The 20169-nt window shown below is 71.1% G+C and carries 19 protein-coding genes; 8 read left to right on the top strand and 11 right to left on the bottom strand.

The window, feature by feature from the left end; all coding sequences use genetic code 11:
* The first annotated feature begins 368 nt into the window (after window positions 1–368).
* The gene (locus tag M8445_RS02650; RefSeq protein WP_273989455.1) at window positions 369–812 is read left to right on the top strand and encodes an Hsp20/alpha crystallin family protein; all 444 of its coding nucleotides are present in this window, start codon (window positions 369–371) and stop codon (window positions 810–812) included.
* 92 nt (window positions 813–904) lie between these two features.
* Here the strand turns inward: M8445_RS02650 and M8445_RS02645 are convergent, their stop codons facing one another.
* From M8445_RS02645 to M8445_RS02630, 4 genes are all read right to left on the bottom strand, one after another.
* Complete coding sequence (locus M8445_RS02645; protein ID WP_273989453.1) at window positions 905–1849, bottom strand: hypothetical protein; 945 nt, start codon at window positions 1847–1849, stop codon at window positions 905–907.
* Between the two features lie 115 nt (window positions 1850–1964).
* On the bottom strand, window positions 1965–2657 hold the full coding sequence (locus M8445_RS02640; RefSeq protein WP_273989452.1) for a phosphatidylserine decarboxylase: 693 nt from the start codon (window positions 2655–2657) through the stop codon (window positions 1965–1967).
* Between the two features lie 92 nt (window positions 2658–2749).
* Window positions 2750–3496 carry a peptidylprolyl isomerase gene (locus M8445_RS02635; RefSeq protein WP_273989450.1) on the bottom strand — a complete coding sequence of 249 codons (747 nt, stop codon included), beginning with the start codon at window positions 3494–3496 and terminating at the stop codon, window positions 2750–2752.
* Between the two features lie 63 nt (window positions 3497–3559).
* Window positions 3560–4030 (bottom strand): Lrp/AsnC family transcriptional regulator, encoded by a 471-nt coding sequence (locus tag M8445_RS02630; RefSeq protein ID WP_273989449.1) that lies wholly within the window; start codon window positions 4028–4030, stop codon window positions 3560–3562.
* A 163-nt stretch (window positions 4031–4193) separates the two neighbouring features.
* Between M8445_RS02630 and ald the strand changes: the two genes are divergently transcribed.
* From ald to M8445_RS02615, 3 genes are all read left to right on the top strand, one after another.
* Entirely contained in the window at window positions 4194–5300 is a 1107-nt protein-coding gene (gene ald, locus M8445_RS02625; RefSeq protein WP_088247026.1) for an alanine dehydrogenase, read from the top strand.
* Window positions 5301–5693: 393 nt separating this feature from the next.
* A complete protein-coding gene (locus M8445_RS02620) occupies window positions 5694–7541 on the top strand; it encodes an ABC transporter ATP-binding protein (RefSeq protein ID WP_273989446.1) in 1848 nt (615 codons plus the stop codon).
* A gap of 25 nt (window positions 7542–7566) precedes the next feature.
* Window positions 7567–8460, top strand: a complete 894-nt coding sequence (locus tag M8445_RS02615) for an aldo/keto reductase (protein WP_273989445.1) — start codon at window positions 7567–7569, stop codon at window positions 8458–8460.
* A 158-nt stretch (window positions 8461–8618) separates the two neighbouring features.
* Here the strand turns inward: M8445_RS02615 and murA are convergent, their stop codons facing one another.
* A complete protein-coding gene (gene murA / locus M8445_RS02610) occupies window positions 8619–9902 on the bottom strand; it encodes a UDP-N-acetylglucosamine 1-carboxyvinyltransferase (protein ID WP_273989444.1) in 1284 nt (427 codons plus the stop codon).
* 309 nt (window positions 9903–10211) lie between these two features.
* Between murA and M8445_RS02605 the strand changes: the two genes are divergently transcribed.
* Window positions 10212–10433, top strand: coding sequence for a transcriptional regulator (locus M8445_RS02605; RefSeq protein WP_273989442.1), 222 nt, complete (start codon window positions 10212–10214; stop codon window positions 10431–10433).
* An 18-nt stretch (window positions 10434–10451) separates the two neighbouring features.
* On the opposite strand, the gene M8445_RS02600 is transcribed toward M8445_RS02605, so the two are convergent.
* The gene (locus M8445_RS02600) at window positions 10452–11540 is read right to left on the bottom strand and encodes a C40 family peptidase (RefSeq protein ID WP_273989441.1); all 1089 of its coding nucleotides are present in this window, start codon (window positions 11538–11540) and stop codon (window positions 10452–10454) included.
* A 273-nt stretch (window positions 11541–11813) separates the two neighbouring features.
* Here M8445_RS02600 and M8445_RS02595 point away from each other — a divergent pair, with 273 nt between their 5' ends.
* Both M8445_RS02595 and M8445_RS02590 read left to right on the top strand, forming a co-directional pair.
* Window positions 11814–13142, top strand: a complete 1329-nt coding sequence (locus M8445_RS02595; RefSeq protein WP_273989439.1) for an MFS transporter — start codon at window positions 11814–11816, stop codon at window positions 13140–13142.
* Window positions 13143–13213: 71 nt separating this feature from the next.
* The gene (locus M8445_RS02590; RefSeq protein WP_189064298.1) at window positions 13214–13375 is read left to right on the top strand and encodes a hypothetical protein; all 162 of its coding nucleotides are present in this window, start codon (window positions 13214–13216) and stop codon (window positions 13373–13375) included.
* 140 nt (window positions 13376–13515) lie between these two features.
* Here the strand turns inward: M8445_RS02590 and M8445_RS02585 are convergent, their stop codons facing one another.
* The 3 genes from M8445_RS02585 to M8445_RS02575 form a co-directional block, all read right to left on the bottom strand.
* Window positions 13516–15261 (bottom strand): SLC13 family permease, encoded by a 1746-nt coding sequence (locus M8445_RS02585; RefSeq protein WP_273989436.1) that lies wholly within the window; start codon window positions 15259–15261, stop codon window positions 13516–13518.
* A 78-nt stretch (window positions 15262–15339) separates the two neighbouring features.
* A complete protein-coding gene (locus M8445_RS02580; RefSeq protein WP_273989435.1) occupies window positions 15340–16461 on the bottom strand; it encodes a [LysW]-lysine hydrolase in 1122 nt (373 codons plus the stop codon).
* Window positions 16451–17458: a hypothetical protein gene (locus M8445_RS02575; protein WP_273989433.1), complete on the bottom strand. Its 1008-nt coding sequence runs from the start codon at window positions 17456–17458 to the stop codon at window positions 16451–16453. Before M8445_RS02575 ends, M8445_RS02580 begins: the two co-directional genes overlap by 11 nt.
* A gap of 182 nt (window positions 17459–17640) precedes the next feature.
* Between M8445_RS02575 and M8445_RS02570 the strand changes: the two genes are divergently transcribed.
* The gene (locus M8445_RS02570; RefSeq protein WP_273989432.1) at window positions 17641–17895 is read left to right on the top strand and encodes a hypothetical protein; all 255 of its coding nucleotides are present in this window, start codon (window positions 17641–17643) and stop codon (window positions 17893–17895) included.
* A 76-nt stretch (window positions 17896–17971) separates the two neighbouring features.
* Here the strand turns inward: M8445_RS02570 and M8445_RS02565 are convergent, their stop codons facing one another.
* Together M8445_RS02565 and tatA are read right to left on the bottom strand one after the other, a co-directional pair.
* On the bottom strand, window positions 17972–19477 hold the full coding sequence (locus tag M8445_RS02565) for a YifB family Mg chelatase-like AAA ATPase (protein ID WP_273989431.1): 1506 nt from the start codon (window positions 19475–19477) through the stop codon (window positions 17972–17974).
* A 204-nt stretch (window positions 19478–19681) separates the two neighbouring features.
* Window positions 19682–20074: a twin-arginine translocase TatA/TatE family subunit gene (gene tatA, locus M8445_RS02560; protein WP_273989430.1), complete on the bottom strand. Its 393-nt coding sequence runs from the start codon at window positions 20072–20074 to the stop codon at window positions 19682–19684.
* Window positions 20075–20169 lie beyond the last annotated feature (95 nt).

Below are 20169 nucleotides of genomic sequence, written 5' to 3'. Positions count from 1 at the left end.
GCGTGGAACGGGGGTCCATAAAAAAAGGGCCGTTCAGCTTGGGCTGACGGTGCGTGGGTGTGGACATGGTGCTCCTTCTCCTGCCTCACGGGGCGGGTGCAGCCTCACGGGACTGCCGGGAAAGGACGAATTGGGTTGGGATTGCGGGGGCGCGGGCAGACGGGTGCCGTGCGCGGCCTGACGAAGTGTAACACCGCGCGCGCGGGCGTGTCATGGGGCGGGGGAGGGGTGTCCAGTCCGGAGGGCGGATTCAGGGCGCATCAAACTTGACATGATGGCACTCAGGTTTTACTATGAATGAAGTTGAGCGCAAGGCACTCAGATGTTCTGTATGGTGCGTGCGCTTCCAGTCCCCAGGAGGAACCCACATGATGCGATTCGACCCCTTCCGCGACATTGAAGAACTCGCCCAGCGCATGGACCGCGCCTTCGGCCAGACCGCCAGCGCCCCGGCCCGCTACGCCCCGCCCGTCGACGTTCACGAGGACGACCACGGCCTGGAACTCACGCTGGACCTGCCCGGCGTCACCCCCGATACCCTGCAGATCGAAGCTGAGAACCACACCCTGACCGTGCAGGCCACCCGCCCCTACGCCCGCCAGGAAGGCCGCACCGCTCACCGCGTCGAACGCGCCCACGGCACCCTGGCCCGCACCTTCAACATCCCCGCCCGCTACGACCTGAGCCGCGTCGAGGCCGACCTGGAACACGGCACCCTGACCCTCAGGGTCCCCCGCAGCGAGGCCGCGCAGAAACGCACCGTCACCGTCCGCACCGGCAAGGTGCTCGACACCGACACGCCCAGCGCGTAACCCCAGCACGCAGAGCAGGGCGAGCCAGTGGATCGGCTCGCCCTGCTCTGTGTGGTGAGGGGTCATCCATCAACCATCCTCCATTAACCCCTCTACTCGCCTTCGCGGACTGCTTCCAGCAGCTCCTGCGCGAGGCTCAGCGCGGCCGGACCCAGCGGCGCGCGCGTCACGCCCAGCAGCGTGCCCAGCTTCTCGCGGCGGGCGGGCGTGAGGTGCATCCAGCCGCTCAGATCGGCGCGGTGCGTGCGGGCCGCCTCGTCCCGCAGGTACCGCACGGCGCCGTCGTAGTACCCGGCCTGGAAGGCGGCGCGGGCGCGGCGTTCCTGCTCGACCAGCCCCAGCCCGCGCGTGGCCAGCAGCACCCGGCGGGCTTCCTCCTCGCCGCCGAAACCGTACAGGGCTTCCAGGCGGTACACGGCTTTCGGGAAGCGCAGGCCCGCCGAGGCCCGCCACGCGTGCGGCAGGCGAATCTCGAATTCCGGCCACAGGTGCAGCCACGTCAGCAGGGCCGGGTACAGCAGGTTCAGCGCTGCGCTGCGCGCGTCGGCCAGGGCCAGCAGTTGTTCCTGCACGCCGTGGCCGGGGCCGGTGTGCGCGGCCCGCGCGGCCTGCAACTGCCCGGCCGCCTGATTCAGCAGGTCGGCGCGGTGCGCGGCCCGCTGCGCGTCACTGAGGGTCCACAGGGTCCGCTGAATGCGGCCGTACCCGCCGGTCGGGTCGTACGTCACGCGGCTGGTCGCCAGCAGCGCCAGTGGGGCCTCGGTGCGCGCCCTCTCCCAGTCCCGCCACGCCTCCAGCTTCTCGAAGGGGTAGCGTTCCACGGTCACGCCGGCGCGCGTGTCAGTCTGCGCTTCGGTCACGCCACGCTCGAAGGTCACGAAAGTCGGGACGCTCCCGGCCCACGCGAACTCCGTGCCGTACCCGCCGGCCTGCGCGACGGCCCGCACGCGGCGCTCGGCAACCAGCCGTTCGCCCGTGCGCTGCGCAGCTCGTTCCGCCTGACCTTCCGGCTGGGTTGTGTGTCGGTCCTGCGTCAACGGCGGTGTTCCTCCCTGCGGTTCAACCGGGCGTGAAGAGTAAAGGCGTGAAGTGAAAAAGAGTCGGAGGCAGAGCTGGAGGCGGCATGCCGCGCGGCCGGACCTGCGGCCCTGTTCAGTTGCGGGCCGAGGCGACCACAGTCTGCGCGCCCGTCACCCGGTCACCCACTCCCACGGACGGCGTGAACGCGGCGGGCAGGTGCAGCAGCGCCAGCCCGCCCTCCTGCATGAATGCCGCCTTGAAGCCCGCGCGGCCCTCGTCCCCTTCTCGCTGGTAACTCACGCCGCGCAGGCCCCGGCCCGGCGCGACCAGCGTCAGGGTCACGTCACCGAAAGGCGTGGCCGTCACGCTGCTCAGGCGGGCGTTCTCCAGCGCGCCGCGCGTGACCAGCAGGTCCGCCGCGCGCCCGGCCAGGAATCCCAGCGCCGCGCCCGCCCCGGCCAGCGGCACGTTGCCCGCCGCCGCGTCCCGCCGCGCCACGTGCGTCACGGCTCCCGATACCGGCTGGTACGCGTAATGCACGTCCAGCGGCCCCACGAACACCCCGATCAGCCACCCGTCGCCCGCACCCGGTCCACTCGCGTCCGGTCCGTTCAGCAGGTCCGGCACACGCACCTGCTCCACCTGCCCGGCCTGCACGCGCCGCACGAAGCTCACGGTCCCGTCGGCCGGGCTCAGGGCGTCGCCTGGCCCGGCCTGCGGCAACCGCACCGGGTCGCGGAACCGGTATACGCGGCGCAGGTACCACGCCGCCACACCGGCGGCCACAAGCGGAAGCACAGGAGAAAGGAGGGGACGTGAACGCATCCCCCCAGTGTAGAGCGCCCCGCCGGGCAGAGGGTGCGGACGCGCACGATAGCCGCGCGCCGACCACGCCCCCCACGGTTCAGGTGCCCGGATCAGCGGGACTGGAGAATCTGCACGCTGATCAGTGCCTCGGCCACCGCGCCCGGAATGGGACCGCTGCCCGAGTACGTGCGGTTCAGTTTATCCAGCACGTCCTGACCGGCCAGCACCTGCCCGAACACCGTGTACTGCCCGCTCAGGAAGTCCGCCGGGGCGACCGTGATGAAGAACTGACTGCCCTGCGAACTCAGGCTCTGCGAGCGGGCCATGCCCAGCACCCCGGCCCGGTCGAAACGCAGGCCGTTCATGATCTCGGCGCTGAAGTTGTACCCGGGCGTGCCGGTCCCCCACACGCCCTGCTTGGCGAGGTCCGCGCTGAACGGATCGCCGCCCTGCGCCATGAACCCGTCGATCACCCGGTGAAAGCGCGTGCCGTCATAGAAGTGGTTGCGGGCCAGGAACACGAAGTTGTTCACGGCGACCGGGGACGCCTTGGCGTTCAGGTCCAGCGTCACCTCACCCTGCGAGGTTTTCAGGATCGCGCGGTACCGGCGGGCCGGGTCGATGGTCATGGGCGGCGCAGCCTGGAAGCTGCGCACCGGGGCGTCCGACAGGAACGGCATGGCCTCGAACGACACCACAGGTGCGGCGGGGGCCGGCGCGGGCGCAGCGGTCTGAGGCGTGGCCGGAGCCGTGACGGGCACGGCGGCGCGGGTGGCGGCAGGCGCGCAGGCGGACAGGACGGCACCCAGCAGCGCCGCGCAGGTCAGGGAACGACCGTTCAGGGAATGAAAGGGCATACCCGCAGTGTTCCATAACGCCCATGAGATCGTCCTGAAGACGGCACCCCGCCCCGGTTTCCGTCACTCCAGCGGGAGGCTGGTCGTGTGCTTCTCCTGCTTGACCACGATGGTGCTCGCCGTGTTCCGCACGCCGGGAATGGCAGCCAGGGTGTTCACCAGGAAATGCTGGTACGCGTCCAGGTCCGGCACGCACACCTTGAGCAGGTAATCGATGTCCCCCAGGCACAGGAAGCACTCCAGCACCTCCGGGCGCTCCTGCATCTTGTGTGCGAACTCCTCGAAGCCTGCCTTGGTCTGCTTGTCCAGCGTGACGCGCACGATCACCATCAACTCCCGGCCCACCAGCTTCGGGTCCAGCAGCGCCACGTACCGCTGAATCACGCCTTCCTCCTCCAGGCGGCGCACGCGGCGCAGCGTCGGGGCGGGCGTCAGGCCGATCTCGTCGGCGAGTTCCGTGTTCGGAATGCGGGCGTCCCGCTGAAGGATGCCGAGAATCTGCCGGTCCAGCGCATCGAGAATATTCTGAGACATGATGGAGCGCATTCTAGCAAAGCTACGCAACCCGGTTGCGGGGTACGGCCCCAAAAGGGCACGTGCGGGCAATCCTGATTGCGTCGCCAACTGTTAATCTTGCGTCACAAGAAGCAGCACACCACCGGCAGGAGACACCTGCACGGACAACGAGGTCACACCCATGCACATCGGACTCCCCAAAGAAATCAAGGTCAAGGAAAACCGCGTCGCCCTCACCCCCGGCGGCGTCGCCACCCTCGTCCGGCGCGGCCACACCGTCACCGTCCAGCAGGGCGCCGGCCTCGGCAGCGGCATCGCCGATCAGGATTACGTCAACGCCGGCGCCACCCTGGGAAGTGCCGACGAAGCCTGGGCCGCGCAGATGGTCGTGAAGGTCAAGGAACCCATCCAGAGCGAGTACCACTACCTGCGCCCCGACCTGCTGCTGTTCACGTACCTGCACCTCGCCGCCGACCGCCCCCTCACCGACGCGCTGCTCGCGGCGGGCACCACCGGCGTCGCCTACGAAACCGTGCAACTCGACGACGGCAGCCTCCCCCTGCTGACCCCCATGAGCGAGGTCGCGGGCCGCCTCAGCGTCCAGGCCGGCGCGTACCACCTGCAGAAACCCGTCGGCGGACGCGGCGTCCTCCTCGGCGGCGTCCCCGGCGTGCAACCCGGCCACGTCACCATCATCGGCGGCGGCGTGGTGGGCACCAACGCCGCCAAGATGGCCATGGGCCTCGGCGCCAAGGTCACCATCCTCGACGTGTCACAGCGCCGCCTCGCGTACCTCGACGACGTCTTCTTCGGCAAGATCACCACCATGATGAGCAGCGAAGCCAACATCCGCGACCTGCTCCCCACCACCGACCTCCTCATCGGCGGCGTCCTCATCCCCGGCGCCAAAGCCCCCCACCTCGTCACCCGCGACATGCTGAAACTCATGCCCGAAGGCAGCGTCATCGTCGACGTCGCCGTCGACCAGGGCGGCTGCGTCGAAACCATCCACGCCACCACCCACGACGACCCCACCTATGTCGTCGACGGCGTCATCCACTACGGCGTCGCCAACATGCCCGGCGCCGTCCCCCGCACCAGCACCTTCGCCCTCACCAACCAGACCCTCCCGTACGCCCTGCTGCTCGCCGACCACGGCCCCAGCGCCCTGCACCGCAACCCCGCGCTCATGCTCGGCCTGAACACCCACCAGGGCAAACTGACCTACCAGGGCGTGGCAGACGCCTTCGAGCTGCCGTACACGGCTCCGGAAACGGCTCTGGCCTGATTGGCTGATTGCTGTAAGGTTCCCCACCCCCCAGCCCCCTACCCCAGGGGGGCAGGGGGGGCTTTCGTTGGCACTGGGCAGGTATTTCGCGTGCTTGGTCGGTGGGTGTGGGGCGGGGACGGCCACGCCGCACACGCCATCCTCCGATTTCGCCGCGTTCGCCCCGCGCGCTGCGCGCACGACGGGCTTGGTTGCCACGACGGTTGCGGGGCAGGAGTTCTTGGTGCGAGCCAGAAGGTTCGACTTTTTTAGCTTCTGCAAAAGCGGTGTTCTTGGCTCCCCTTGAGGGGAGCTGTCAGCGCAGCTGACTGAGGGGTCCTGCGAAGCAGCTGTGTTGCCCTTCCCACTCCCTTCTCCCGACAGGGCACTCCTCATCCCGCGTACGCTGTGGGTATGTTCTCCCGTCCTGGCCGCCCTGCAGTTCCTTTGAGTCCGGATGCTCCGCGCGTGAAGCGGGATCCGCGTCAGCTGGTGCGCCTGCTGGCGTTCGCGCGGCCGTACCAGTGGGTGTTCGCGGTGGGTGTGGTGGCGACGCTGATCTCCAGTGGGTTGAATCTGGTGTTCCCGGCGCTCTTCGGGCGGTTGATTGACGCGTCGTTCCTGAAGGTCGGGTCCACGGACACGTCGCAGCTGGACCGGACGGTGGTGGCGCTGCTGGGCATCTTCGCGCTGTCGGCGCTGTTCGGGGCGGCGCAGTCGTTCCTGCTGTCGCGGGTGGGGGCGGGCGTGGTGGCGGACCTGCGCCGGGCGGTGTTCTCGCACCTGCTGACGCTCTCGCCGCGCTTCTTCGGGGAGCACAAGACCGGGGACCTGACCAGCCGCCTCACGTCGGATGTGGGTACCGTGCAGACGGTGACGAGCACGGCGCTGGCGCAGCTGGCGGCGCAGTCCGTGAGTCTGGTGGGCGCGGTGGTGCTGCTCGTGACGACCAGTCCGCGCCTGAGCCTGCTGACCCTGGCGGTCATTCCGCTGGTGATCGGGACGGCCGTGACGATCGGGCGGCGGATCCGCCGCGTGAGCCGCGAGGTGCAGGACGCCGTGGCGGGCGCGAACGCCAGCGCCGAGGAGGCCATCAGCGGCGTGCGGGTCGTGCAGAGCTTCACCGCCGAAAGCCTGGAGGAGGGCCGCTACGGGCAGGGCGTCACGCAGAGCTTCCTGGCCGCGCTGAAACGCGCCCGCCTGCAGGCGCTCATGGCGGGCGTGATGAGCTTCCTGACCTTCGGCGCGCTGGCCGTGGTGCTGTGGTACGGGGGGCGGCTGGTCATGGCGGGCAGCCTCACGCCGGGGAACCTCGTGACGTTCCTGTTCTACGCGCTTCAGGTGGGCGGCACGGTCGTCGCGCTGACCGGCGTGTTCAACCAGTTCCAGGAGGCGCTGGGCGCGTCGGGCCGCATCTTCGAACTGCTGGACGAACGCAGCGACCTGCCGCAGCCCGCGCAGCCCGCCCCGCTGGCCCGCGCCGAGGGCCGCGTGTCGTTCGACGGCGTGTCCTTCACGTACGACGGCGATCAGACGGAGGGGGCGCGGGCCGCCGTGCTGCGCGACGTCACGTTGGACGTGCCCGCCGGGCAGGTCGTCGCCCTGGTCGGGCCGAGCGGGGCGGGGAAGACCACCCTGGTGAACCTCATCCCGCGCTTCTGGGACGTCACGGGCGGCACCCTGCGCGTTGACGGCCGGGACGTGCGCGACTACGCCCTGGCGGACCTGCGCGCCCAGGTGGGCCTCGTGCCGCAGGAGACGCTGCTGTTCAGCGGCAGCATCCGCGAGAACATCCTGTACGGCCGCCCCGGCGCGCGTCCCGACGAGGTCGAGGCCGCCGCCCGCGCCGCGAACGCCCACGAGTTCATCAGCGCCTTCCCGCACGGGTACGACACGGTCGTCGGGGAACGCGGCGTGAAACTCAGCGGCGGGCAACGCCAGCGGGTCGCCATCGCCCGCGCCATCCTGAAAGACCCCCGCATCCTCATCCTCGACGAGGCCACCAGCGCCCTCGACAACGAATCCGAAGCCCTCGTGCAGGCCGCGCTGGAACGCCTCATGCAGGGCCGCACCACCTTCGTGATCGCGCACCGCCTGAGCACCATCCGCAACGCGGACCGGATCGTGGTGATCGATGCGGGCCGCGTTGTCGAGGACGGCCCCCACGCGCAACTGATCGCGCAGGGCGGCCTGTACCGCGACCTGTACGAATTGCAGTTCCGCGCGCAGGAGGAAGGCCGGGCGGAACTGAGCGTCCCCTGACGCTGGCAGGTGCAGAATGCCGGGCATGGAGCAACGGGACTTTGGAACGACCGGCCTGCGCGTCTCGGCGCTGGGCCTGGGGGCCGGGCAGATCGGGGACGCGGCGCTGACCGAGGAGCACGTGGGCACGCTGCTGAACCGCGCGGTGGACCGGGGCGTGACCCTGATCGACACGGCGCGCGGCTACGGCCTCAGCGAGGAACGCATCGGGCGGCACCTGTCGTACCGGCGGCACGAGTTCATCCTCAGCAGCAAGGGCGGATACGGCGCGGACGGCGCCGACGACTGGACACCGCAGGCGATCCGCCTGGGCATCGAGCAGGCCCTGACGCGGCTGCGCTGCGACTGGATCGACATCTTCCACCTGCACTCCTGCCCGCCCGACACGCTGCGCCGCGAGGACCTGCTGGGCGCACTGGACGACGCCCGCGCCGCTGGCCTGATTCGCGTGGCGGCGTACAGCGGCGAGAACGAGGCCCTGGCCTGGGCCGCGCAGTCCGGCCGCTTCGGCAGCCTGGAAACCAGCGTCAACCTCGCCGATCAGTGGAGCCGGCATCAGGTGCTGCCTACCGCGCACGACGCAGGGCTGGGCGTGATCGCCAAGCGGCCCATCGCGAACGCCGCGTGGCGCTTCGTGCAGCGTCCGGCCGGTGACTACGCCGAAACGTACTGGGAGCGGCTGGGCCTGCTCGACCTGAACGGCGTGCGCGAGGCCGCCGGACTGGACTGGACGCAGTTCGCGCTGCGCTTCAGCGCCTACGCGCCGGGCGTGCACAGCGCCATCGTGGGCACCGCCAGCATCGAGAACCTGGAACGCAACGTCCGCGTCGTGCAGGAAGGCCCGCTGCCACTGGACGTCCTGACGCACATCGAGGCCGCGTGGCGCGCGCACGGCACGGACTGGGGCGGCGAGGTCTGACAGGAGAATTCAGAGGCGTTGAGGGACATGCTCAACATCTCTGAATCGAGCAGAGCTGAAAACTGCCGTGAGACGGATTCCGGACGTGGAGTTCAGGCCACTGCCATGAAACACGCCCCGCCACGGTCAGGTGGTGGGGCGTGCTCCGGCGGGGCGGTTCAGTCCATGGCGAGCGCGAGGCTCTGGTCGTTCTGGGTGACGTTCCCGCCGATGCCGCGCAGGCGCTCGGCGAGGCGTTCGTAGCCGCGGTTCAGGTACTGCACGCCGTCGATGATGGTGTCGCCCTCGCAGGTGAGGCCCGCGATGAACAGCGCGGCCCCGGCGCGCAGGTCGGCGGCCTTGACGGGCGCGGCGTGCAGTGGGCCGCCCTGAATGACCTGGGTGTAGCCGCTGACGGTGATGTTGGCGCCCATGCGGCTCAGTTCGGCCACGTGCGTCAGGCGGTCCGGGTACACGGGGTCCTGCACGACGCTGGTGCCGGCAACGGTGGCCAGCAGGGCGCTCATCTGGGGTTGCAGGTCGGTGGGGAAGCCGGGGTAGCTCTGGGTGGTCAGGTTCACGGGGCTCAGTTCGCGGTTCGTGGCGTCCACGATCATGCGGGTGCCGTCCTCGAGGATGTCCACGCCCATTTCCTGCAACTTGCCGGTCACGGCGCGCAGGTGGTCGGGGCGTACGTTGTTCAGGATCAGGCGGCTGCGGGTGGCGGCGGCCAGCATCATGAACGTGCCGGCCTCGATACGGTCGGGAATGACGGTATACGTGCCGCCGCGCAGGGCGCTGACGCCGCGCACGGTGATGGTGTTCGTTCCAGCGCCCTGAATGTCGGCCCCGAGGCTGTTCAGGAACTCGATCATGTCGACCACGTCGGTGTCGATGCTGGCGTTCTCCAGCGTGACCACGCCGTCACCGAGCACGCTGGCCAGGACGGCGTTGTGCGTGCCGCCCACGGTCAGCAGTTCGAAGATGAACTGTCCGTTCAGGCTGCCCTGGCGGGTCGCTTCGAAGTTGCCGCCGTCCTCGCTGACCTGGGCTCCCAGGGCGCGCAGGGCCTTGACGTGCTGGTCGACGGGGCGGGGTCCCCAGGCGCAGCCGCCGGGCATGGAGACGGTCGCGTGCCCGGCGCGGGCCAGGATGGGGCCCATGACGATGAAGCTGGCGCGCATCTTGCTGACCAGTGCGTAGGGCGCGTCGGTGTTCAGGATCTCGGGGGTGTGCAGTTCGAGGCTGTTCTCGCCCACCCAGGCGTGCTGCGTGCCGATGTGGGCCAGCAGGTCCAGGATGGTGCTGACGTCACTGAGGCGCGGAATGCCGTGCAGGGTGACCTTTTCACTGCTCAGGAGGCTGGCCACGATGATGGGCAGCGCGGCATTCTTGCTGTGTTGAACGGTGATTTCTCCGCTCAGTTGGCGGCCGCCCTGGACGTGCAGTGGGGTCAGTTGCATGGGATTCTTCCTTTCGTGAGGAGGCTCACGGGGTCAGCTGGGGTAGGGCGCGCGGAGGCCAGGAACGTCACCGTCCGGCTCGGCGCGGCACAGGTGCATGTTACACATCGTGCTCACGGTGTGTCCAGACTGACCATACAGGCTGCCGCGCGCCGGGGGATGAGCCGCACCGGCGCAGGGGCGTCTGAAGAGGATCACACTCAGGTCAGCTTCATGTTGAGGGCACTCAGGTGCCGTGCTACGCTGCCCGGACGACCCCGCCCACGGCCTGCCAGACCAGACTCAGGCGAGGTCCCTTTCAGGAGAGGCATGCCCAAGAAGGAACGTAAACGCCTGCAGGTGGTCATCAGCGACGAACAGGACGCCCTGCTGACCCGCACGGCCTATGAACTGTCCAGCCCGGAACGACTGATCAGCAAGAGTGAAGTCGTGCGCCTGGCCATCGAGAAGATCGCGCGGGAACTGGGTGAGGGTGAGAACCTCGAACAGTACCGGGCCATTCTGGACACCGACGAACTGACCGACAGCTGAACGCCCCGCGCGACCGTCCTAGCGGGCCAGGGCGGCCGGGCCTTCCAGGACGCGCCGCGCCCACAGGTAGCGGGGGCCCCAGTACCGGTCGCTGTGCAGGCGGTCCACGCTGACCCTCCCCTGGTAACTGTTGGCACTGACGAACTCGTCGCCGCCCAGGTAGATGCCCACGTGCGACACGCGCCCCTGACCTTCCGTGTCGAAGAACAGCAGGTCGCCAGGGAGCAGGTCACGGTCCGCGACCGGCCGCCCCGCCTGCGCCTGATCGGCGCTGACGCGCGGCAGATTCACGCCCAGCGGCGTGAAGACCAGCCGCACGAAGCCGCTGCAATCCGTTCCGCCTGGCGTTTCGCCCCCGAAGCGGTAGGGGGTTCCCAGCAGGGTCATCGCCGCCTCGCGCCAGTCGCGCGCGGGCGGTCCCGCCAGCGTTCCCTGGGTGCTGGCCGGGTCGGGCGGCCCGTCCCTCTGCACGCGCGGCATCTCCTGGGCGGGGTGCAGGACTGGCGCGACCTGCGGCGGGACGCCCGGCAGGAACGGCGAGCCGCCCACACCGGCCGGCAGGGGCGCGGCGGCCGGTGCCGGCAGCGGGGAAGGCAGCGCGCCCTGATCGTGCGCGCCGGCCGGTAGCCGCAGCACCTGCCCGACCTTCAGGACGGTGCCGGGCGGCAGGTCGTTCCCGGCCAGCAGGGCGTCCACACTGACGCCGTAGCGGCGCGCCAGGGCGTACAGCGTCTCGCCGGACTGCACGCGGTGAAGCGGCGCGGCTGGCGGCTCGGTCCGCAGCCGGAGCACCTGCCCGACCCGCAGATCCGGGGTGCCCAGGCCGTTCAGGGTCAGCAGGGTTTCCACGCTGAGGCCCGCCCGGCGCGCCAGACTGAAGGCCGTGTCGCCCGGCTGCACCGTCACGCTGCCCAGGCCGCGCAGGTCCGCCGGGAAGGGCGCGGGCTGGGAAGTGGCGGGCGCACCCGGACTGCCCGGCAGCGGGCCTGCTGACGGCGGGTTGCCCTGCGCGGCGGCCACCGAGGCCCCCAGCAGCACCGACAGCAGCGCGCTCAGCGAGGTGCGGCGCACGTGGCGGGCGGGGTGGTGGACTGGCAGGGAAGGCATGGGTCAGGACTCGCAGGGGCCGGAAGGACAGGGGCGAGGGAGGCGGGTGGCCTGAAACGGCCGGGCGGAACCACCGTCAACCTTGAGGCGTGAACCGTGAAGTGAGCATGAAGCGAACTTGATCAGCGCACCGTAACACGCCGCCCCGGCCCCTGCCAATGCCCCCGCGCCCCCACCTTCGCCTCAACCTGGCCCGGCCCGTGTCCCGCTGGGGTGGCCGCCGGAGGGCACGCCGGCCGTGCGGCGCGCGGCAGCGGGCGTATGGTGACCCGTGTGATCACCCGCGCCCAGGCGTGGCGCGCCCGGACCTTCAGCGCCCTGCGCCACCCCAACTACCGCCGTTACTGGTTCTCGCAGCTGCTGTCCCTGACCGGCTCGTGGATGCAGGCCACCGCGCAGCAGTACCTCGTGCTGGAACTCTCGGGCGGCAGCAGCAGCGCCCTGGGCTGGGTGACGGCCGCGCAGTTCATGCCCAGCCTGCTGCTCTCGCTGTTCGCCGGGGCCGTGATCGACCGCGTGCCGCGCCGCCGGGTGCTGCTGCTCACCCAGGTCACGTTGCTCCTGACCGCCACCGCGCTGGCCGTCACCACCCACCTGGGCGTGGTCACGCTGCCGCTGGTGATGGTCATCGCGTTCCTGTCGGGCTGCGCGAACGCCTTCGACATGCCTGCCCGGCAGAGCATGGTCGTGGACTTCGTGCCCAGAAGTGACGTGCCGAACGCCGTGGCCCTGAACAGCCTGTCGTTCAACGTGAGCCGCACGGTCGGGCAGGCGCTGTTCGGCGTGATCGCCGCGCTGGGCGTGACCCTGCTGGCCGGCGGGAACGCCGGGGACATCTCGCGGCTGGCCCTGCCGTTCTACCTGAACGTCGCGTCGTTCTTCGTGGTGCTGTACGTGATCGCCACGCTGCCCTTCCCGGCCCGCGACGCTGGCCCGCGCGGCAGCATGGCCGAGGACGTCCGCGAGGGCCTGCGCTACGTGCGCGGCACGCCCGCCGTGCGCAACGTCATGCTGCTGGTCGGCGCGCTCAGCCTGACCACCATCAACTTCAACGTGATCATCCCCTACTACGCCCGCGTGGTGTTTGACGCGCGCGAGGCCACCTTCGGCGCGCTGTCCGCCGCGTTCGGCATCGGCGCGATGGCCGGCGCGCTGTGGCAGGCCAGCCGCCCCAACCCGCTGCGGAACCTGCGGATCGGGGCGGTCATCCTGACCCTCAGCGCCGTGGCCCTGGCCTTCACGCCCGGCCCGGCCCTGGCGTTCCCGGTCCTGGCCGCCTGCGGGTTCGGGATGCTGACCCTGCTGGTCAGCGCGAACAGCAGCGTGCAACTCACCATCCCCGACGCCCTGCGCGGCCGCGTGATGAGCCTGTACTCCTTCGTGCTGGTCGGCATGGGCCCCCCCGGCGCCCTGATCGCCAGCAGCCTGATCAGCCGCACCGGCCCGCTCGGGCCGCGCCTGGGCCTGATCACCCTGGCCGCGCTGGGCGCCGTGGCCATCGCCGCGCTCTGGAGCCGCCTGCCCCGCACGCCCGCCCCCACCACCCCCACCACCCCGACCAGCGAACCGCGCACCCCACCGGCAGCCACCGACCGGGGATAGAGGCGGCCCGGCGTTCAGGCCCCCCGGACCCGGCCGGACCGCGTGCCGCGCGGGGCTGATATGCTGCGTGCATGGTTTCAGACCGCAATCCTGACCAATCGCACGTCCTGATGACCTGGGCACTGATCGTGGTAGCCCTGGGCGCGATCATCGGGATCGGCACCACGGCCGCGCTGATGGCCCGCAAGGGCCGCCCCCTGCCCGACGACCCCGACGCGCCGCTGTTCATCTGAACCGCAGCAGAGACCCCGGCGTCAGGTTCAACCGGGGCAGCGTGGGCCGGTGCCGTACAGAGGCGCACGCACAGCACGGGGGCGGACGGGGTCAACCTCTCCGCCTCCGCCTAGTGCGCGGGAGTGTCAGCGCGGCGCCGTCAGAACGGCCAGACGCGCGGAATAATCAGCAGGGCCACCACGAAGGTCACGACCGTCAGGCCTGACCCGACCCGCACGAAATCCATGAAGGTGTACCGCCCCGGCCCGTACACCAGCATGCACGACGGTTCCAGCGGCGTGATGAACGAGTTACTGGCCGCCACCGTGATCCCGATGATGAAGGGCCGCGGGTCGTACCCCAGCGCCTTGGCCGTCCCGATGGCCAGCGGCAGCATGACCAGCGCCGCCGCCTGATTACTCATGGGCTGCGTCAGCAGCACCGTCACCAGGAACAGCGCGCCCAGCAGTCCGTACGGTCCCAGCGGTTCCAGCACGCCGGCCAGCGCGCCGGTCAGCGCTCGGGCCGCGCCGCTGTCCTCGAAGGCCGTGCCGAAGGCCAGCATGCACGCCACCAGAATGATCACCGGCCACTCCACCGACCCGTACGCTTCCTCGGGCGTGATCAGGCGGAACATCAGGCTCAGGGCGACCGCCACGACCACCGCCACGGCCAGCGGCACGACGCCCAGCCCGCCCAGGATCACGGCCCCGCCGAACAGCAGCAGGGCCAGGGGCGCGCGGCGCAGGTCCCGCTGCCGCTCGGTCAGGTCGCCCAGGACGACCAGATGCTCGCCCAGCGAATCGATGCGGTCCGCGCCGCCCTGCACCATCAGCACGTCGCCCACCTGAATGCGCAGGCGGCCCAGCCGCTCGACGTTCCGCGCGCGGCGGTGCAGGGCCAGCACGGACGCCCCGTACCGCTCGCGGAACCGCGCTTCTTTCAGGGTGCGGCCCAGCAGTGGCGAGCCGGGCATGACGACCGCCTCGACCAGCCGCACCGCGCCGCCCTCGTCCTGCCCGAGTTTCTGCTCGCTCTTGCTGATCACGCCCAGCGTGCTCTTGCCGGCCAGGATGCGCTCGGTGGGCCCCTCGACGGTCAGGGTGTCGCCCTCCTGCACCCGGAAGTCCGGTCCCGGGCCGTACTGCGTGGCCTGTTCGCCGCGCCGCACGGCCACCACGGTCAGGCCGTGATCGCGGCCCAGTCCGGTTTCCCGCAGGGTCTGCCCGGCCAGCGGACTGCCCGCCACGACCGTCAGGTCCGCGAGGTACGCCCGCAACGACTCTTCCAGTTGAGCGTCACGGGCGGGCAGCAGGCGCGGCGCGATGAAGAACAGGTACGCCAGGCCAACCACCGCGACCGGCAACCCCACCCAGGCCAGCTCGAAGAAACCCAGTGGTTTCTGGCCCGCGCCGGGCAGCGCGCCCGACACCACCAGGTTGGTACTCGTGCCGATCACGGTGACCGTGCCGCCCAGGATGCTGGCGAACGCCAGGGGCATCAGCGCGCGGCTGGCGGGAATCCCGGCGCGGCGGGACATGCCCGCCACGACCGGCAGGAACACGGCGGTCGTGGCGGTGTTGCTGGTAAAGGCGCTGACGCCCGCCACGGTGCCCAGCAGGGCGCGCAGCGTGGCCGTGGCGTTCCTGGAACGGCGGGCCAGGGTCACGCCGATCCACTCGATCACCCCGGCGCGCAGCAGCACCCGCGTCAGGATGAACAGTGAGGCCAGGGTCAGGACCGTGTCGCTCCCGAAACCCGCGAAGGCCTCCCTGGGCTTGAGCAGGCCCAGCAGCAGCAGCGCCGAGAGCAGGCCCAGCGCGGTCACGTCCACCGGGAGCCACTCGGTGGCGAACAGCACCAGCGCGGCAACGAACAGAATCAGCAGGATCAGGATGGGGTCCATGGGTCACCGGGCAGCGTGACGTGCCGCGCCGCCGTTGACGTGAGAAAAACCGGAAGACATTCCGGCTTGACCGGTCCGTCAGTCCGGCCGGACGTCCGTGCCCACGCTGGCCGTCCAGCCGGTCGCCAGTCGCGTCAGGGCCTCACGCAGCACGGCCACGGCGCGGTCGTACTCCGCGAGATCCAGGCGTTCCTCGGGCGTGTGATCCAGCGCGCTGTCGCCCGGCCCGTAGGCCAGCGTGGGCACCGGCCAGTGCGCGGCCACCACGTTCATGTCACTCGTGCCGGTCTTGACCTTGAACACGGGCAATCCACCCTGCGCGCGGATCGCGACCCGCATGGCCCGCGTCAGCGCGTTGTCCCTGGCATGCCGCACGGCGCTCTCATGGCCGGTGAAGGTCAGGGTCACGCTGTCCAGGTCGGCCAGCAACTCGCGGATGGTCGCCTCGGCCTCCTCAGGGCTCACGGCGGGCGGCAGGCGCAACCCGAAGGTGCCGCGCGCCTGCTGCGTCAGGCCGTCCGTGCCGGCCGTGATGTCCTGCACGGTTGCCTGCACCCCGCCGAACACGCCGCCCGCCTCGCCCGCCGTGGCCGCCCAGGCGCGCACGCGGAACCACGCCTCGGTCAGGTCGTCCCCGGCGCTGCTGCCCTCGCCGGCCGTGTGGAAGTTCTCGCGCTGCGCCCCGGCCTTCACGACCAGCCGGCCCTTGTAGCCCAGCGTCAGGCCCTCCCAGCCGCTCGGCTCGCCGATCAGGACCACGTCGGGCTGCAGGACCTCCCGGATGTGCCGAGCGCCCCGGCTGCTCGGCGCTTCCTCCTCGGTCGCGCCGATCACCACGAAGCGCGCCGCCGCCAGCGCCCCGGGCGGCAGGGTCGCCACGGCCGCCATGAACGCGCACAGCGGTCCTTTGGCGTCCACACTGCCGCGTCCGTGCAGCACGCCCGCCTCGTCCACCCGCACCGGAATCTCGCCCGGCACGGTGTCCATGTGCCCCAGCAGCGCCACGGTCAGCGGACCGCTGCCACGCTCGCCCACGGCGTTCCCGGCCTCATCCACCCGCGCTGTGAAGCCCCGCGCGGCCATCCAACCGCTCAGGAAGTCCGCCACCGGCCCCTCCTGCCCGGACAGCGACGCGATCTGCACGGTGCGGATCAGCAGGTCACGCGCGTCCTGCGCCGCGCCGGTGTCCTCACTCGACATCCATCACCCCGCTCGAGGCGCTCGACGCGCGCGCCAGCGACACCAGCAGCCGCGCGATATCCGCCAGCGCTATGAGGGCAATGGTGCCCACCCCGCCGGCCAGCAGCGTCCACAGCGCCGCCAGCGGCTCTCCGCCCGAGAACTGGAAGAACGCCAGCGCCACCGACGCCACGAACAGCACCGCGCCCAGCACCCGCAGGCGACCCGTCAGGCCGTCGACCGCATCGGCCTGCTGCGCCAGCACCGCCACGGCCGACGCCGCGCCGCGCAGGGGGACACCCGCCACCTCGGCCCGCACCGGCACCGGAGCGGCGGCAGGAGCGGGCACCGGGTTCGGCTGCCGCTCGGCCGCCACGGGCGCGGGCGCTGAAGGGCGGGGTTTACTGAGATCCGGCACCGGGCGGGGGTCCGGCTGCGGGCGGCTCTCCGGCTGGGCGCGGGTGGGGGAGAAGGTCGAGGAGGAGATCACGACCGGCTCGGCCGGAGCTGGAGCGGGTGCCGGGGCAGGCGCGGGAACCGGAACCGGGGTGGGTGCGGGCGTGGGTGCCGGCGTAGGTACGGGCGCCGGAGTGGGCACAGGAATCGGTGCCGGAGTCGGGGCCGGAGTGGAGGCCGGGGCAGGTGCGGCGGCCGGGCTGAAGGTCTTCGGACCGTCCGCTGACGGCAGCGGCGTGACCGGCTGCTCCTTGGCGCGGGCCGTGGCGTCCCGCACCTGCCCGAAGAACGCCTGCACCTCCGCCGGATCGAAGCCCAGCAGACTGGCCGTCAGGGCCGTGCCTGCCGGAGTCTCGACCCGCAGCGTGCCCTCCTGATCGCTGTGAATGCGGGTCAGGTCCCGCAGGGTCACGCGGCGCGTGCCGTCGGCGTCCTGAAACAGCAGGGTGTCGGCCGTCAGGACGAACAGCGCCTCGTCGCGCTCCAGGGACGTGAGGGGGGCGGCGGTCATTCCAATGCCCTGCAGGGTCTGCACGGCTCGTTCACTCTGGCGCTGTGTCATGGTCACTCCTTGTAAAACCGGTCCGGAAGGCCGGTGCGGGACGCTGCGGCCACAGCCAGCCAGACTCCCTGCCCGCCAGCATACCGAACCGCGCCCAGCGGCACCTCGCCCCGCGCGGCGCATGAAGGCCGCCCCGGGAAGCCTCTCACCGCGCCTGAAGGTGACCGGCGCAGACTGAACGCATGACCGACAAACTGCACGACACCACCCCCCTGGGCCGCAGCGTCGAGGACATCGAACGCGAGAGCGGCAACCTCATCAACGACTCCCGCGAGGGCGAAAGCCTGCGCCGCGACGAGACGGCCGTCATTCCGGCCGTGGCGAACGCCAACACCACCGGCATGATCGCCGCCGTGGCCCCCGCCGACCTGATCGAGAAAGGCAGCGGCCCCGACGACGGCACGGGCACCGTCAACCGCGACAGCAGCGAAGAATAAGCCGGCAGGACAGAAGTGGGCGGCACCTGGGGTGAATCTCCGGTGCCGCTCACTTCTGTGCTCCATGCGGGTCGCGTCAGCCGGTGCCCAGGTCGCGCGGCCGGTACGTGACCGCCTCGGCCAGATGCGCCTCGCGGATGTCGGGGCTGCCCGCAAGATCCGCGACCGTGCGGGCCACGCGTAGCAGGCGGTCGTACCCGCGCCCGGTCAGGCCCAGTTGTTTCGCGGCGGCCCGCGCAAAGCCCTCGGGACCGGCGGCCAGCGGCGCGTGCTGCCGCAGGGCCTGTCCACCCAGGTCGGCATTCCTGCCCCCCTGCCGGTCCAGCATGCGCTCGCGGGCCGCCGCCACCCGTGAGCGCACCGGGGCGCTCGGTTCCGGTTCGGGCGCGCGCGTCAGTTCTTCCACGGTCAGGCGGGGCACCCGCACGGTCAGGTCGATGCGGTCCAGCAGCGGCCCCGACAGCCTCGCCGCGTACCGCATCCGTTCGGACGGCGTGCACACGCAGGCCTTCTCCGGGTCGCCCAGGTGCCCGCACGGGCAGGGGTTCATGGCCGCAATCAGCTGAAAGCGTGCCGGGTACTGCACGGTCGCCCGCGCGCGGCTGATCACGACCGTGCCGTCCTCCAGCGGTTGCCGCAGCGTCTCCAGGGCCTTGCGGCTGAACTCCGGAAATTCATCCAGGAACAGCAGGCCCCGGTGCGCGAGGCTGACCTCGCCGGGCCGGGGCACGCCGCCCCCACCGATCAGCCCGGCATCCGAGACCGTGTGGTGCGGCGCTCGGAACGGCGCGCCCAGGTTCAGGCGGCCCCGCGACGCCAGCAGCCCCGCCGCCGAGTGAATCCGCGTGACCTCCAGCGCCTCGGCGCGCGTCAGGGGCGGCAGCAGACCCGGCGCGCGGCGCGCCAGCATGGTCTTCCCGCTGCCGGGCGACCCGACCATCAGCAGGTTATGCCCGCCCGCCACGGCGATCTCCAGCGCCCGGCGCGCCCCGCTCTGGCCCTTGAGGTCCGCGAGGTCCAGCAGCGTGTCCTCCAGCACCTGCGCCTCCGGCGGAGGCGTGACCGGCAGCGGGTGGGAGCCGCCCAGGTGCCGGGCCGCCTCCGCCAGGGTGCTCGCCCCGAACACCGGTACGCCCTCGATCAGCGCCGCCTCGGGTGCGTTCCCCAGGGGCAGCAGCGCCGGCAACCCCAGCTGCGCCGCCAGCAGCGCCAGATTCACCGCGCCCGAGATGGGCCGCAGGCTGCCGTCCAGCGCCAGTTCACCCGCCACCAGCGTGCCCGCCAGCGCCGCCGCCGGCAGCAGGTCCTGCGCGGCCAGCAGCCCCAGCGCGATGGGCAGGTCGTACAGCGGCCCCTCCTTGCGCAGGTCCGCCGGGGCGAGGTTCACCGTGATGCGCGCCGCCGGGAACGGCAGGCCCGCGTTCCGCACGGCGGCCCGCACCCGCTCACGCGCCTCGCTGACCGCCTGATCCGGCAGCCCCACCACCGTGAAGGCCGGCAGGCCCGGCGAGACGTCCACTTCGACCTCGACCGGAACGGCGTCCACGCCGATCAACGCGACACTGCGGGCGCGGGCCAGCATCAGCGGCCCCCACGGACTGTGCAAAAGTTCACGCTGGCCAGCGTAGCAAACCCGCCTGACAGAACCGTTGCAGATGCCGCACCGCCGCACGGCTGTCAGCACCCAACCCCTGACAACCGAGCCCCTGACAGCGAGCCTCCTGACAGCAAGCGTCCCCACGACCATGCGCGGCATGCCCGGTGGGGACGCGGTGACCCTGGCGGCTCAGCCGGGCGTGTTCTCCTTGACGACCGACACGGCCGGCGCCGGAGCGACCGGCTGCGGCACCACGTTACTGGCCTGCACGGTGGCGGACGGCGCGGCTGGCGTCTGTGCAACTGGCGTCGGCGCGGGCTGCACGTCGCTGGCGGGCGCGGCCGCCTGGGCCGCCGGAACGGCCACGGCCTGCGGCGCGTGAATGGTCTGCACCGGAGCCGCGCCAGGAGGCCCGTCGTTCAGGGTGCCGTCCAGGCCATCTTTGAGACTCTGGGTGCTTTTGCGGAACTCGCGCAAGCCGGCGCCCAGACTCTTGCCCAGTTCGGGCAGTTTGCGCGGGCCGAACACGACCAGCGCGACCAGCAGAATAACGATCAGTTCACCGGGACCAAGATTGGGCATGACTTCCTCCAGGGTGGGCCGGAGCGGCCCGGCGGGGCCGTCCACTCCCTTGTCTTGCGTTCAGTGTAGGCCGCTGTGTTAAAGCAAATGTCATC

The sequence above is a fragment of the Deinococcus aquaticus genome (genome assembly GCF_028622095.1).
Lineage (GTDB): Bacteria > Deinococcota > Deinococci > Deinococcales > Deinococcaceae > Deinococcus > Deinococcus aquaticus.
The sequence above is the reverse complement of the archived record's forward strand: the minus strand, read 5'-3'. Positions and strand labels throughout refer to the sequence as shown.